This window comes from Paenibacillus sp. FSL E2-0178 (genome assembly GCF_038593005.1).
GTDB classification, from domain to species: domain Bacteria; phylum Bacillota; class Bacilli; order Paenibacillales; family Paenibacillaceae; genus Paenibacillus_AQ; species Paenibacillus_AQ phytohabitans.
This window is the reverse complement of record NZ_CP151953.1, coordinates 59,727-75,209: the sequence shown is the minus strand read 5'-3', so window position 1 is coordinate 75,209 and position 15,483 is coordinate 59,727. Positions and strand designations below refer to the sequence as shown.

General features: G+C 51.4%; 12 protein-coding genes. 4 read left to right on the top strand and 8 right to left on the bottom strand.

Annotated features, from left to right (window positions below; all coding sequences use genetic code 11):
• Positions 1-48: 48 nt before the first annotated feature.
• Positions 49-1,089 carry an NADH:flavin oxidoreductase/NADH oxidase gene (locus tag MHI42_RS00355; protein WP_342422317.1) on the bottom strand — a complete coding sequence of 347 codons (1,041 nt, stop codon included), beginning with the start codon at positions 1,087-1,089 and terminating at the stop codon, positions 49-51.
• 193 nt (positions 1,090-1,282) lie between these two features.
• Between MHI42_RS00355 and MHI42_RS00350 the strand changes: the two genes are divergently transcribed.
• Positions 1,283-2,152, top strand: a complete 870-nt coding sequence (locus MHI42_RS00350) for a polysaccharide deacetylase family protein (RefSeq protein WP_342422316.1) — start codon at positions 1,283-1,285, stop codon at positions 2,150-2,152.
• Positions 2,153-2,309: 157 nt separating this feature from the next.
• Here MHI42_RS00350 and MHI42_RS00345 read toward each other — a convergent pair whose 3' ends face one another.
• Positions 2,310-2,987 (bottom strand): 3D domain-containing protein, encoded by a 678-nt coding sequence (locus MHI42_RS00345; RefSeq protein WP_039299072.1) that lies wholly within the window; start codon positions 2,985-2,987, stop codon positions 2,310-2,312.
• 391 nt (positions 2,988-3,378) lie between these two features.
• Here MHI42_RS00345 and ppk1 point away from each other — a divergent pair, with 391 nt between their 5' ends.
• The gene (gene ppk1, locus MHI42_RS00340) at positions 3,379-5,499 is read left to right on the top strand and encodes a polyphosphate kinase 1 (protein WP_042137801.1); all 2,121 of its coding nucleotides are present in this window, start codon (positions 3,379-3,381) and stop codon (positions 5,497-5,499) included.
• On the opposite strand, the gene MHI42_RS00335 is transcribed toward ppk1, so the two are convergent.
• The 4 genes from MHI42_RS00335 to MHI42_RS00320 form a co-directional block, all read right to left on the bottom strand.
• A complete protein-coding gene (locus MHI42_RS00335; protein ID WP_342422315.1) occupies positions 5,447-6,973 on the bottom strand; it encodes a Ppx/GppA phosphatase family protein in 1,527 nt (508 codons plus the stop codon). The two genes, ppk1 and MHI42_RS00335, sit on opposite strands and share 53 nt — an antisense overlap.
• 128 nt (positions 6,974-7,101) lie before the next feature.
• On the bottom strand, positions 7,102-7,824 hold the full coding sequence (locus MHI42_RS00330; RefSeq protein ID WP_039299084.1) for an amino acid ABC transporter ATP-binding protein: 723 nt from the start codon (positions 7,822-7,824) through the stop codon (positions 7,102-7,104).
• Complete coding sequence (locus MHI42_RS00325) at positions 7,811-8,470, bottom strand: amino acid ABC transporter permease (protein ID WP_342422314.1); 660 nt, start codon at positions 8,468-8,470, stop codon at positions 7,811-7,813. The genes MHI42_RS00330 and MHI42_RS00325 overlap by 14 nt, the downstream gene beginning before the upstream one ends.
• Before the next feature lie 136 nt (positions 8,471-8,606).
• Positions 8,607-9,422 (bottom strand): transporter substrate-binding domain-containing protein, encoded by an 816-nt coding sequence (locus MHI42_RS00320; RefSeq protein ID WP_342422313.1) that lies wholly within the window; start codon positions 9,420-9,422, stop codon positions 8,607-8,609.
• A 369-nt stretch (positions 9,423-9,791) separates the two neighbouring features.
• Here MHI42_RS00320 and MHI42_RS00315 point away from each other — a divergent pair, with 369 nt between their 5' ends.
• Both MHI42_RS00315 and MHI42_RS00310 read left to right on the top strand, forming a co-directional pair.
• Positions 9,792-11,537 carry an alpha-glycosidase gene (locus MHI42_RS00315; protein WP_342422312.1) on the top strand — a complete coding sequence of 582 codons (1,746 nt, stop codon included), beginning with the start codon at positions 9,792-9,794 and terminating at the stop codon, positions 11,535-11,537.
• Between the two features lie 161 nt (positions 11,538-11,698).
• On the top strand, positions 11,699-11,986 hold the full coding sequence (locus MHI42_RS00310; RefSeq protein WP_342422311.1) for a hypothetical protein: 288 nt from the start codon (positions 11,699-11,701) through the stop codon (positions 11,984-11,986).
• 57 nt (positions 11,987-12,043) lie between these two features.
• Here the strand turns inward: MHI42_RS00310 and glgA are convergent, their stop codons facing one another.
• Both glgA and glgB read right to left on the bottom strand, forming a co-directional pair.
• Positions 12,044-13,480 (bottom strand): glycogen synthase GlgA, encoded by a 1,437-nt coding sequence (gene glgA / locus MHI42_RS00305; protein WP_171715932.1) that lies wholly within the window; start codon positions 13,478-13,480, stop codon positions 12,044-12,046.
• Positions 13,481-13,510: 30 nt separating this feature from the next.
• A complete protein-coding gene (glgB, locus tag MHI42_RS00300; protein WP_342422310.1) occupies positions 13,511-15,430 on the bottom strand; it encodes a 1,4-alpha-glucan branching protein GlgB in 1,920 nt (639 codons plus the stop codon).
• Between the last annotated feature and the right edge of the window lie 53 nt (positions 15,431-15,483).

Genomic DNA, 15,483 nt, shown 5'->3' with positions numbered 1-15,483 from the left:
CCTTAGAAGGAGCTTAAAATCTGTGACATACTTCACAATCACAGCCTTCTATTTCTTGTTCCAAATCCCGCGCATATAAGGTTTAGGCAAATTGTCCTGATGTACCCCTCCGAGCGCTCCTTCCGCATGCAAAGCCCAGTACGGATCACTAAGCATCCCCCGGCCGACAGCCACAAGTTCGGCCCTCGCTTCGGTAATTACCGCCTGGGCCTCCCCGTAGGATTCCAGACGGCCGACAGCTATCACCGGTACCTGCAATCCGCTGCGTATGTACTCTGCAAGCTCTACCTGATATGCCGGTCCTGCATTAGGACCTCCATTAGAGCCGATCGGGCCTTCCCCGCCGGATGATACATGGAACATGTCTACTCCTGCAGCTTTGTAGCGGCGGCAGAACTCCAGCGCGTAAGCTTCATTATATCCGCCTTCTACATATTCCTTAGCGGAAACTCTCATTAGAAGCGGCATCTCCGCCGGCAGCACTTCACGCACCGCCTCCACTACCTGCTCACCGAACAGCGCGGGATCGCTGCCGTACTCGTCATCCCTGACATTGGATAGCGGGGAATGGAACTGGTGGATCAGGTACCCGTGGGCTCCATGCAGCTCAACGGTATCAAATCCGGCCTCGACCGCCCGGCGTGCAGCATCCCGGTATGCCCCGATCATCTCTGCAATCCCGTCCCGCGTCAGCGCACGGGGCGTTTGGGAATGTGCATCAAACGGGATCGCTGAAGGCGCAACCGGGGGATTGGCATCCACCGCCTTACGGCCGGCATGTCCGAGCTGGATGGCGATTTTGGCACCCTGGGCATGAACAGCCTCTGTTATCCGCTTAAACGCCGCAATCTGTCCGTCCTCCCAGATCCCCGTATCCTGATTGGTAATTCTTCCATCCGGATGAATCCCGCTCATCTCTACGATGATAAATCCGGTACCGCCGACAGCGCGGCTGACATAATGCACAAAGTGCCAGTCCGTCGGAATCCCATCCTGCTTCTCAACTGCGTATTGGCACATCGGCGGCATAACCACCCGGTTCTTCAAAGTGAGGGCCTTCAATTCATAAGGTGCAAACAAATCTGTCATTCTTGTCTCCATCCTTCCCGTTTCTCTCATCATTTGGCGGGCTTACCCCCGTATTCATTAAGTATACACGTATTTACGGACAGGTTAAATCTTTAGGTGATTCACATGCTGACAGCATAAATTCGCAAAGGCTGGGAATAACAACCCTTGTATTTCAAAATATCCAGCTGTGTGATCAGAGGAGGCGTAACCCATGAAGTTGGCAAGAATCCGCCGCGTTTTGCTCCTTATCTTCATAATAATAGTGATCCTGCCCAGCATCTTCCCGATTGCTGCGTCTGCTTCTGTATCCGCTCCAGCCTCCGCCGGGCCGAATGTCTCTATGGAAGAAGATCCTGCTGTTCCAGCCGGCTCCACCGCCTCCACCGCCTCCCAGTCTTCAGCCCGGCGCCACAAAAGAAATAAAGGACTTTCTCTAAGCCAGCTGCTGCGCAAATATCCGGATACGATCAAGACCCAGGGTCCGCGGCGCAAGATCATTGCCCTGACCTTTGACGATGTGCCTGATCCGCGCTTTACTCCGCAGCTGCTGGATGTACTCCATAAATATAATGTCAAGGCCACCTTTTTCGTGGTCGGCAGCCGTGCCGAGAAACATCCCGGTCTGGTTGCGCGGATCATCCGGGAAGGCCATGCGATCGGCAACCACTCCTACAATCATCCCGAATTCGGCAAGCTGGGGATGAATGAATTCCGCACCCAGATTATCCGTACCGAGAATATTATCCAGGCTCTTGCGGGCTACAAACCGCGGCTGATCCGTCCCCCGTACGGTGACATCAGTGAGCAGCAGCTGAAATGGGCCAGAGCCCACGGCTACAAGCTGGTGAACTGGAACGTCGACTCCCTGGACTGGAGAGGCTTATCCAAGACCCAGGTGCGGAACAACATCCTCTCCAGGGCCGGAAAAGGCGCAATTATACTCCAGCACGGCGGCGGCGGCCGGGGCAGCAATCTGCAGGGTACCATACAGGCGCTTCCGGAAGTCATCAGCATTATGCGCAAACGCGGGTATAGCTTCGTGACTGTTCCGCAAATGTTCGAAGTCAGCAAAAGCAAATGAACCGGCTGATGCACCGGTGAGCCAGTATATCAAATAGAAGCCGAGGGATAAATTATAGCTTGAAACCTTTTATAAATTAAAAAAGGAAACAAAACCTGCCGGAGAACGGCCGGGTTTTGTTTCCTTTGGTAAATGGTGCAGCTATACATTTATCGGGTTATTGAATAATATACAACTGTACATATTGATAGCCGAAATCGGCTACAAAGCTCTGGCTGCCGGGAATGAAGATGTCAATCCGGTTGCCCTTGATCGCGCTCCCCATGTCAGTGGCGGTCGCCAGGAATGCCTGCTTCGGGAGACCCGGATGAGAATATCCGGTAACGAGAACCTTGGTACCCAGCGGAATGACACTAGGGTCGACTGCAATCGTTCCCAGCTTAAGCGCATTACCGAAATAATCAACCGCTCCCCATTTACCATTCTCACTGGCAGCAGAGGAATAGGCCGAAGCCTTTACCTGTATGGATTTGGCATAAGTATAAGCTTTGCCCCAGGCTTGAACGGTGTTTGATGCAGGCTCCACACTCAGTGCTGACAAGTCTGCGTTAGTTACAACTGCGGCGGCTGCCGATTCTGTGACTGCTACCGTTTTGGCCTGAACAGTGCCGGGAATGGCAAGCTTAAGACCCGGATAGATGTTGCTTGCAGAAATCTGCGGATTTGCGCTCATGAGTTCTTCTACGCTGATGTCATAATGATTGGACAGCGTATAAAAGGTAGTTGCTTCTCCAGCGATATGTACGCTGTCAGCTTGAACAGGGGCGGCTTGGAGCAATGTGCCGAGTCCCAGTACAGCAGCCAGGGCTGTGATGGCTCCGAACTTGATTTTCATTAAATAGCCTCCTTCATTAGTGGGCGTCCAGGATATAACGGATACGCTCCGCCAGTGACGCCAAGATAACGCTGGACCTATGTACTTTTTTGTTGCCAGGTCTCTGGAATTGCGGTGCTTTGTAAACTAACAGTTATGAATATATCACAACTTTGTAACCAATGGCTATGTTTTTGTTACGTTTGGAAATATTTTGCCTATATACAGCGTTTTCATCGGGTTAATTATTACATATTCTTAATATTTATCGTTAGAATTATCGTGGTTCCAGCAATCTTTTTTAAGTTTTCGCGAAAATTTTACACAGTTTTAACATTTCTCCCTTTGGCAAATAGTAGAATGATAGAATACGATAGATAATGTAGAGACTGAAGCATAACTTGGAGGGTCAATGAACGTGAATGCAGAAGAGAAAAAAAACAACCACACCAGTCCCGCAACAGCCTATCTGAACCGCGATTTGAGCTGGATTGAATTCAACCGCCGTGTCCTTGCCGAAGCACAGGATCCGGAGAACCCGCTTATGGAGCGGGCCAAATTCCTGGCGATTGTGTCCAGCAATCTGGATGAATTCATCAGTGTACGGGTAGCGGGCATACAGGATCAGATCCGGGCGGGTTATACCAAAAAGGATTTCACCGGCTACACCCCTTCCGGCCTGTACAAGCGTCTGATCAAACGGGTCACCAAAATCATCGCCGACCAATACCGTACCTTCAAGGACATTTCCCGGAGTCTGCACAAGGAAGGGATCGTGTTCGTTGATTACAAGGACCTCACGCATGCCCAGGAGCAATCCATTGAACAATATTACCGTGATATCATCTATCCAGTCTTAACGCCGATGGCCGTGGATCAGAGCCGTCCGTTTCCGCTTGTGCACAGCCAGTTCATCTATCTGGCAGTAGTGCTGACACGCAAGAACAGCCAGGAAGAAGAGCCTTATTTCGCAATCCTGCAGATTCCGTCGAATCTGCCGCGCTGTATCCCGCTGCCCCACCGCTCCAACAGTAAGAAACGGCAGTTTGTCTTCATTGAAGATGTGATCCGCCAGCATATCCAGACCTTGTTCAGCGGGTATGATCCTGTAGCTGTCAGTGAATTCCGCCTGACCCGCAATTCCGATCTGACCATTGATGAGGAAGGCGCAGAGGATCTGCTGGAGGAGATTGAGAAAGAGCTGCGCAAACGCCGCCGCGGCGTCCCTGCCCGTCTTGAAGTACAGAAGGGGATTCACCCTTATGCCCTGGAGCAGCTGCAGGCCGAATTCGAGCTTGAGGATTTCGTGTTTGAAATTGAGGGGCCGCTAGATCTCAGCTTCCTGCGGGGGTTCGCCGGCAGCGTCAAGGGCTTCAGCTACCTGCATCATGCACCGATCGAGCCGCTCTATCCGGCGGAATTCGAGGAGAATGAGGACTTCTTCGAGGTACTTGGCGAACGTGATGTGCTGGTCTATCATCCGTATGAATCCTTCGATGCTATGACGGACTTCATCATTCAGGCTTCCGAAGATGAGCAGGTTATGGCGATCAAAATGACCCTGTACCGGGTCAGCGGGAACTCCCCGCTGATCACCGCCCTGGCCAATGCCGCCGAATCAGGTAAGCAGGTTACGGTAGTTGTGGAGCTGAAAGCCAGATTTGATGAGGAACGCAACATTGCCTGGGCGCGTAAGCTGGAGCAATCCGGCTGCCACGTGGTCTATGGCCTTGTCGGTCTCAAAACCCATGCCAAGGTCACGCTGATTGTCCGTCAGGAAGGCCCTGAGCTGCGCCGTTATGTGCATGTAGGGACTGGTAACTATAATGACAGCACGGCCAAGGCGTATACAGACCTTAGCCTGTTCACCGCCAATCATGAGATCGGCCTGGATGCCTCGGAGCTGTTCAACCAGATGACCGGTTATTCTGCCAACTATAACTGGAACTCCTTCATAGTGGCACCGACCAATATGAGCCTGTCGCTCCAGAAGCTGATCCTGCGCGAAGCAGAACATGCTGCTGCCGGCAGACCGGCACGGATCATCGCCAAGATGAACTCCCTGTCCAATCAGGAGGTCATCGACAACCTGTACAGCGCAGCACAGGCCGGTGTATCGATTGATTTGATTGTACGCGGTGTCTGCTGTCTGCGTCCGGGCATTGAAGGATTAAGCGAACGGATTACAGTCCGCAGTATTGTCGACCGTTTCCTGGAGCATTCACGCATCTATTATTTCGAGAACGGCGGCAAACCGGAGGTCTATCTGTCCAGTGCGGACTGGATGACCCGGAACCTGACGCGGCGGATCGAACTGATGTGTCCGGTGAAGGACAGCAGCATCCGCAAGCAGATCGTCAAAATACTGGACCTGTCGCTGATGGATAATGTGAAATCCAGCTTCCTGCAGCCTAACGGTTATTACGAACGGGCGGACGACAAAAAGGCCCCGTTCCGGAGCCAGTTCGCTGCTATGAATGTTACCCGCTGGAAGGGAAGCCGAGCTTTACCTTCACCGACCAAGCATTCCTGAAGGCTTTGAGCGCATTCTCAATGTCCTCCAGCCCGATAAGAACTTGTCCGCCCTGCAGCTCCAGATCCAGCGTATTGTTATGCAGCCGGGTATTGACCCCGCTGACAATGCCGATCTCGGTGCTGTCCAGGGCAATGCTTAACTGCACCAGCGTACCCAGCTTATGAATCCACTCTTCGTCGGAAGCCAGCAAAATGTCCTTATGCATCTGGGACAATTTCTGCTTCCGGCTTTTGGTGCTGTAGGAAGCAATGTACGCACTTAGAATCAGCTGCCGGTGGGTCAGGCCGCGGATCGGGGAATTCATCAGCCAGTAGCGGGTATGCCGCTTGGACTGATAATAATTAATGTTGGAGCCGGTACGGTGCAGCATAATCGCCACGTAGATCAGCATCTCATGCTCCTCCCGGTCACCTTCCCTCTCAAAAGCCCCCAGCAGGCCGAGCGCCAGCTTATAGATATGATCCAGATGCCGCTTGGAGGTACGGATATCAAAGCGGATAATGGTATCCAGGCTGTACTCCAGCGCGCTGTCACGGACCGGCTGCTCCGGCTTCAGCAGATCATGCAGCATACCCTCACGCAAGCCTTCCCCGCTAATTACAGCACGGCTGGCCCCGATATAATGGTACACCGTATGGAAAATAACCAGACCGGACACGATGATATCTCCCCGGCTTTTCGATAAACCATCCAGATCCTTGCGCTTCTCATATGGAGTCGCTGGCAATGTCTCCATGAACTTCTCTATGGTCTCCCCTTCCAGCACGTAGCCATGGGAGTTCGGCAGCGAATATTCCCGGTTCTTCTGGTCCAGCTTGCCGAGTGAACGCAGCGTTCCGCCGAGTCCATATAACGGAAGCCCGTTGCCCGTAGTGAGCCAATCATGCTCTACCAGCCTGCCGGTAACGTATAGCTGCAGCTTACGGACCTGATCAGCGTTCCAGTTGCCGCCCTGGCTGAACATCAGGTTCGTATTGACTGCACCGAACGGGAAAGAGATGCTGTGCTGATAACGCCGTCCGCGGAACAAGGTGACCTCCGTGCTTCCGCCTCCGATGTCAATGACGAAGCCGTCCTGAATATCAAAGGCATTGATGACCCCGAGAAATCCGAAATAAGCCTCCTGATGCCCGCTGATTACTTCAATCCGGATGGATGACGCTTCAGACAGATAGCTTATAATCTCGGCGGAGTTGGCTGCGTTGCGGATTGCGGCGGTAGCTCCTGCGCGGATATTATCCACTTCGAAATCATCACAAATCTCTTTGAACTGGTGGAGGACAGGAATAATCGTATCCATATCCTTCTTCTCCAGTCTGCCTTCCTTGGTAATTTTCTCACTTAGACGGGCAGAGTATTTGCATTCCTTAATAATTTTGTAGCCGCCTGCCTGCGTCGTATCATAAATTACAAGCCGTATGGAGTTGGAACCAATATCAATAATGCCTATCCGGCAAAGATCATCTCTCATCTGTATGTACTCCCTTTCAAGTAGATTGATCATTTGTATACTATATCACCCATTTCACGCTCCGCCAAAATTTAATTCCCTCACAAAAACGGCCGCTGAAGGAATTTTCAGCGGCCGTTCCAGGAATTTTATAAAACTTTGCTCAAGAAATCACGGGTACGGGCGTGTTTGGGATTGCCGAACACCTCTGCCGGGGTCCCCTGCTCTACGATAACCCCGCCATCCATGAACAGGATCCGGTCGCCGACTTCACGGGCAAAGCCCATTTCATGCGTCACAATGACCATCGTCATACCGTCTACTGCCAGCTGTTTCATAACCTCCAGCACCTCACCGACCATCTCCGGGTCAAGCGCCGAGGTAGGCTCATCGAACAGCATCACATGCGGCTGCATCGCCAGCGCCCGGGCAATCGCGATCCGCTGCTTCTGTCCGCCGGAGAGCTGGGCCGGATACGCATCCCGCTTGTCCTCAAGGCCGACGGTGCGGAGCAGCTCCGTGGCGATTTTTTCCGCTTCGGAAGCTTGCTGTTTCCGCACCTTCAAGGGCGCGAGCATAATGTTCTGCAGCACAGACTTATGCGGGAACAGATTGAACTGCTGGAACACCATCCCCATTTTCTCGCGGGTTACGTTGATATCATGCTTTTTGGCTGTAATCGATTGTCCTTCAAACGAAATCTCACCGCCGGTTGGCTGCTCCAGCAGGTTCAGACAACGCAGGAAGGTGCTTTTGCCCGAGCCGCTGGGACCGATCACTACAACAACCTCGCCCTTGTGAATATTCAGATCAATCCCCTTGAGGATCTCCAGCTTGCCAAAGCTCTTCTGCAGGTTCTTAACCTCGATCATCCGTATTCAGCCTCCGTTCCAGAATGCCCAGCAGCTTGGATAACGTGAAGGTCAGCACAAAATACATGGCGGCAATCACGATCAGCGGGCTAAGTCCTTCATAGGTGATCGAAGTAATGGATCTGGCTTCAAACAGCAGATCAGCCACCCCAATCATCGATACAATGGAAGACTCTTTAATAATGGTAATAAATTCATTTCCGATCGCGGGCAGCACATTCTTCAGCGCCTGCGGCAGAATGATGTAACGCATGGTCATCCCCTGCTTCATCCCGAGCGAGCGTGCCGCTTCCGTCTGACCGCGGTCCACCCCTTGAATTCCGGCACGGAAAATCTCCGCCAGATAAGCCGAGCTGTTAATCGTTAGCGTAATCGCACCCGACTGGATCGGGGACAGCGAAATACCGAACTCCGGCAGGCCATAGTGGATCAGAAACAGCTGCACCAGCATTGGCGTCCCGCGCAGAAACTCCACCCAGGCGGTGGCGATAAAGCGCAGAATTCTCCATTTGGACATCCGCAGCAGCGAAACCGCGATACCCAGCACGAAGCCGAAGAATACGCCCATCACCGCGAGCAGCAGTGTGTACTTCAGACCGGATAGGAAAAAATTGCGGTAATCATAAGCAAGTTCAAATACACTCATTGCCTTTCAATCCTCCTGTTCTCAAAAAAATAGAAAACAGCGGATCACCGCCATTTTCTGCAAAGTAGAGCATTGTCCCGCAGCAGGCTGCGGGTTGTACTTAATTCAGGGCTAACCGTGTGCACGGGTCCGCGTTCTATTTGCTCTCAGCAAGCTCGCTTGCTGCCGCTACATACTCATCAATCTTGCCTTCCGAGTTCAGGCGGGTCAATGTCTTATTCACTTGGTCCAGCAATTCTGTGTTGTCCTTCTTCACACCGATTACATAGCCGTCATCTTCAACTTCCGGTTTGGCATCGGTAATCGCGAGTCCCTTAACATTCTTCACAAAGGACTTGGCAACAGGTCCTTCCATAATAGCAGCTTCTACGCGGTTCGACTGCAGCTGAAGTACGATTTCAGAGATTTTGCCGAGAGAGGTCAGCTGTGCGCCTTCAATGCCTTTGGCGATATCTTCCTGGATCGAACCGGTCTGAACGCCCAGCTTGATCCCCTTCAAGGAATCCATCGTTGCATATTTATCTTTATCCGCTTCACGCACAACGACAGCCTGCTCCGCCTTGTAGTAGATATCGGACAAGCCCACAGCTTCAGCACGTTCTGGTGTCGGACTGAGTCCGGAGATCACCATATCTACTCTTCCGCTCGACAGTTCGTTCAGCAGGGAATCAAACGGCAGATCCTTAATCTCAAGCTTCGCACCCATATCAGCAGCGATATCCTTGGCAATCTCAATATCGAAACCTACGATGGTATCCTGGCCGTCCACCATTTTGTGGAATTCATACGGAGGGAAATCCGCGCTGGTTCCCAGAATCAGCGTCTTGGCTTCAGTTCCCGTATTGGTATTTCCGCTTGCTGCGGTATTATTCTCGTTGTTATTAGAGCCGCATCCGGCCAGCAGTCCCGCTGCCAGCAGCAGTCCCATTGAAAGTTTACCCCATTTGTTCATTTGTCTGTCTCCCCTATTCTCTTTATGTTCATTTCTCTAAGTAGTCCCATTGACCGATTTATTATAAATCACTCCGCATGAATATGCAAAGACAAATTTGTGACAAAGCCTGTTAAATTCATGAATTAATTGCAGGCTGTTGGCCGGGTCTGCTATTCCCCCATTTTGCACATCCTATGAAAAGAGGTATATACTATTTACTATCTCCATTTGCCGCCGGAATAACCGGGCTGGTTCAGATGCCGCTGTAGGCGTTATTTAACGTATAAGGTGAATAGGCTCACAAAACTTAGGCGTATGCTTTCGAAGCGAGTTTTGCGTAGCGTAATCGGGAAGCAGTTGCTCACAAAACTTTTAGGAGGTGAAGTCATGCTGCTGGAAGCGATGTACCATGTTCCCCGCGATAAATGGGCTTATGCCTACGATGCCACAACCATACATCTGCGGGTGCGTACCAAACGTGATGATGTGGACTACGTAGTTGCGCTTACTGGCGACAAGTACGATTGGCAGCATACCTCTTACGACATCATAATGGAAAAAGCTGCCTCCGACGATAAATTCGACTACTGGGAAGCGGCAGTCCGTCCCAAATACAAGCGCCTCAGCTATACTTTTCGCGTCAGCAAGGGTTCGGAGACGGTGTATCTGCTCGACAACGGCATCCGGACTGAATGTCCGCAGCCGCCCAACCACTTCTATGAGTTTCCTTATATACACGGAATTGACTTATTCAAAGTACCCACCTGGGCCAAGGATGCGGTGTTCTATCAGATCATGACCGAGCGGTTCGCGAACGGCAATCCTTTGAATGATCCGGAAGGCACAGAACCGTGGGGCGGCAAACCGAAGCTCGATAATTTCTTTGGCGGTGACCTCCAAGGTGTGCTGGATCATCTGGATGATCTGCAGGAGCTGGGTATTAATGCCGTCTACTTCACGCCGCTGTTCGTCTCCCCCTCCAACCATAAATACGACATCGTGGATTATAAAAAAGTCGACCCGCATTTCGGCGATAATGAGCTGCTGAAGAAGGTCGTAGAAGAATGCCACAAACGCGGCATCCGGGTCATGCTGGACGCCGTATTCAACCACTGCAGCGACAAATTCCCGCCCTTCCAGGATGTTCTGGAAAAAGGCGAATTCTCCGTCTACCGCGACTGGTTCCATATGAATTCTTTTCCGGCTGAGATTGTTGAAGGTATCCCCACGTACGATACATTCGGCTTCTATAGCAATATGCCGAAGTTCAACACCGCCAATCATGAAGTGAAGTCCTACCTGCTGGAAGTTGCAGAGTACTGGATCAAGGAGATCCGGGTAGATGGCTGGCGGCTGGATGTGGCGAATGAGGTCGATCATCACTTCTGGCGTGATTTCCGCAAAGTGGTCAAAGCCGCAAACCCGGATGCCTATATTGTCGGCGAAGTATGGAGTGATTCCTTAACCTGGCTGCTCGGTGACCAGTTTGATTCGGTAATGAACTACCCCTTCTCGGGGGCGGTGCTGGAATTCTTCAACGGCGGGATGGACGGCATCACCTTCGGCCACCGGATCGGCAGCCTGCTCATGCGTTATCCGCAGCAGACGAACGAGGTTGTCTTCAATCTGCTCGGCAGCCATGATACCCCCCGCCTGCTCACCGTTCTAGGGGAAGACAAACGCAAATTGAAGCTGACTGTCGTCTTCCTGTTCACGTTCATGGGCACTCCCTGCATCTATTACGGGGACGAAATCGGCCTGACCGGGGGTGAAGATCCGGACTGCCGCAAATGTATGGAATGGGATGAAACGAAGCAGGACCGTGAGCTGTATGATTTCTACCGGATGATGATCGCACTGCGCAAGGAACATAAGGCGCTCCGGGAAGGCCGCTTCCGGATTCTCCAGGCCTGTGAGAATGACCCGTGCATCGTCTATGAGCGGGCAGATGAGCGGATCCATTTCACCGTCTGGATGAACAATTCGCTGCAGCCCCGCACGCTCAGCCACCCGATGGAAACCGATGACTGGCTGGATGCGCTGACAGGAGAAGATGTGGTTCCGGAGGGCGGGATGATGAATGTTGCGCTTGATCCGTATGGGTACCGGATATTGTACCGGAATTTAAGCTGAGGTAACTAACAGATAACTGTAAACAATAAAAGGTGGTGTCCCAGAAGCTGAGAATCGGCTGCCTGGAGCATCACCTTTTTTGACTCGGTTAGATAGAGAATCTCATATGGGTGATAGATATTCTGTAGTACACTTATAGCAACAATAACAGGGGGGATATTATGATTGAACGTGAGCAAGTCATTGAAAAGTATTTCCAGTCTTGGATTCATAAAAACAATTCAATATTAAGCCAAATCTTCGACCCAAACATCACCTATACAGAATGTTACGGACCTGAATATCACGGATTAGCCACAATAACAAAATGGTTTGACGACTGGAATATACGAGGTACGGTTTTGAGCTGGAAGACCAAACAATTTATTCACCAGAGCAGCATGACTGCAGTGGAATGGTACTTCGAATGTGAGTATGAGTCAGTATTATTATCCCTATACATAATTTAAAAAGGCATTCCTCCCATCACCATGATCGGGGAATGCCTTTTCTATACAATAGTCCTTCTACTCCGTAACTTTATCCGAAATCTTGTTATAAATATCAATATACTGCTGCGCGGATACATTCCAGCTGTAATCACCCGTGAATGCGTTTTTCGCTACTTTTTTCCAGTGCTCCGGCTTGTGGTAGAACGATACGGCCCGGCGGAGCGTGTGCATCATATCATGGGCATTATAGTCCTTGAAGGTGAAGCCGTTGCCCTCTCCGGTCTCCTCGTTGTACGCATGAACGGTATCGTTAAGTCCGCCGGTCTCACGCACTACAGGAATACTGCCATAACGCAAAGCCAGCAGCTGGCTGATGCCGCAAGGCTCGAATTTGGACGGCATCAGGAACAGGTCGCTGGCCGCATATATTTTGCGGGACAAGGCATCATTGAACAGAATCTGTGAAGACAGCTTGGTCGGATAACGCCACTGTGCCTCGCGGAACCAGCGTTCGTAGACCTCATCACCGGTGCCCAGCAGGACAAACTGAATATCGTCATAGTAGAGCAGCTCATCGAGAACCCGGGTCAGCAGATCCAGTCCTTTGGAATCCACGAGACGGGTAACCATAGCTACCATTGGAATATAAGGAGCTACAGGCAAGCCGAGTTCCTGCTGGAGTCCCAGCTTATTCTCAGCTTTCTTGACCAGATTGGAACGGTAACGGGTGAAAATAGACGGATCACTGGCCGGATTGTAGCTCTTGGTATCAATCCCGTTGACAATCCCGCTTAGTGCATCTGAACGCGATGTCAGCAGGCCGTCCAGGCCATATCCATAATAAGGTGTACGGATTTCATCGGCATAGGTAGGACTAACCGTGGTCACATGATCACTGTAGACAATTCCGCCCTTCATATAGTTCACGTTCCCGTAATATTCTACGCCAGGGAAATAGCTGTCGCCGAGACCGAGCAGCTCGCCCAGTACCGAATACGGGAATACCCCCTGGTACAGGAGATTATGTATGGTGAACACCGTACGCATCTCACTGTAGAACGGGTTGTGACGGTAGTGCGCCTGCAGCAGCAGCGGAATTACCGCGGCATGCCAGTCATGGCAATGCAGGACATCAGGCTGGAAGTTAATCGCAGGCAGGCATTCAAGCACAGCGCGGTTATAGAAAGCGAAACGTTCGCCGTCATCCATATACCCATAGATGCCGTCACGTCCGAAGTAATACTCATTATCGATAAAGTATACAGGAACTCCCTCAAAGACAATCCGTTCAATCCCGCAATATTGATTGCGCCAGCCGATCGGCACCTCAAGGACAGCGACATGCTCCATCTGGGAGGAATACTTCTCTGCGATCCCCTTGTATTTGGGCAGGATTACCCGAACATCTACTCCGGCAGCCTTAAGCGCCTTCGGCAGGGCACCGATTACGTCGGCTAACCCGCCTGTTTTGATAAATGGATGGGCTTCAGCTGCAGCAAATAGAACTTTCATCCAGATTTCCCCCTTATAGATATGAATAGTTTATTTAATCGTTTTGCGTCCGGATTTCTTGAGCACCAGGAATCCAAGCGGCGGAAGGGTCAGCTCCAGGCTGTTCAGCTGGTTATGCCATTCCTTCTTCTCACTCTTAACAGGTTCATTATGAAGACCAGAACCGCCGTATTCGCGGGTCTCCGAGCTGAATATCTCTTCATAGGTCCCCGGACGCGGGACACCGATCCGGTAATTACGCCGTTCCACCGGCTGGAAATTGATAATAATCAGCAAGGTATCCACAGGCCTCTTCCCTCTGCGGATGTAGGAGGCAACACTCTGGCCGCTGTCATCGGCGTCAATCCATTGATAGCCCTCCATGTCATGGTCGAGCTCCCACAGCGCTTTTTCCGTAAGATAGAGCTTATTCAGGGCAGCCGTGTAAGCGAGCATCCGGCGGTGGGCCTCATAATCCAGCAGCAGCCAGTCGAGCTGATCCTGATCCTTCCATTCGATGAATTGACCAAACTCACCGCCCATGAACAACAGCTTTTTGCCCGGATGACTAATCTGGTAACCGAGCAATGCCCGCAGACCGGCGAACTTCTGCTCGTATGAGCCGGGCATTTTGTTCAGCAGCGACTTCTTGCCGTGTACCACTTCATCATGGGACAGAGGCAATGTATAGTTCTCGGCGTAGGCATAGACGATCGGGAAGGTCAACAAATTATGATGGTAGGGCCGCGCCCCGAAATCATGTTCTATGTAACCAAGAGTGTCATTCATCCAGCCCATGTTCCATTTGTAATTAAACCCGAGCCCCCCTTCATGAACAGGTGAGGTTACGCCAGGCCAGGCACTGGATTCTTCGGCCATCATCAGAGCCTTCGGATAATACCGGAAAATCGCCGTATTCAACTGCTGGATGAACGCGATCGCTTCCAGATTCTCAAGGCCCCCGTGCTTGTTCTTTGTGTACTGATGGTGCTGCTTCTCGAAATCAAGCCGCAGCATACTGGTTACGGCATCCACACGCATACCGTCAATATGATACATCTCAAACCAAAAAAGCGCATTAGAAATCAGGAACGATATGATCTCCGGTTTGCTGAAATCAAAGGATAGTGTGCCCCAGCCCGGCTTCTCGGCCAGCATCGGATCGGCGTATTCATACAGCGGCGAACCGTCAAACATTCTCAGGCCGTGGGCATCCTTGGCAAAATGGGCCGGAACCCAATCGAGGATAACCCCAATGCCGGCTTGATGCAACTGATCAATAAGGTACATCAGATCCTGCGGTTCGCCGAAGCGGCTGGTGGCCGCAAAATAACCGGTTCCCTGATACCCCCAGGACAAATCATACGGGTGCTCAGCAAGCGGCATAAACTCCACATGAGTGTAACTCATCTCCGTCAGATACGGGATCAGCAGGCTGCTCATCTCTCTATAAGTATAGAGTTCTCCATTGTCCTTCTGGCGCCAGGTCCCGAAGTGCATTTCATAAATGTTCATTGGCGCATTGTACGGTGCTTTGCTCTTACGGCGCCACGCGGCGTCGCCCCATTGGTAACCATCCAGATTCGCCACAACGGAAGCGGTGGCCGGACGTACCTCAGCTTTGAACGCGTAAGGATCAGCCTTGAGGAAGCTTGTTCCATCTGCACCATGAATCCTGTATTTGTAAAAAGTTCCCGGCTCTATACCCGGAAAAAAACGACTCCAAAATCCTGAATCGGGTATCTTATATAACGAGTCGGAGTCCAATGTTCCATCCCAGCCATTATGATCACCAGCCAGTCCTACATATGCCGCATGAGGAGCCCACACGGTAAAGCGAATGCCGGCTTGCCCTTCTTCCACGGCAATGTGCGCGCCAAGCATCGTATAGCTGCGATAATTCGTGCCCTCATGGAACAGATAAATATCTTCAGATGACGGGAGGTTTACTGTTTTTGGTATTTCGGCCAAATCATCACCACCTTAGTATATAGGATGCACCTATTACATTACCCCAATATGTG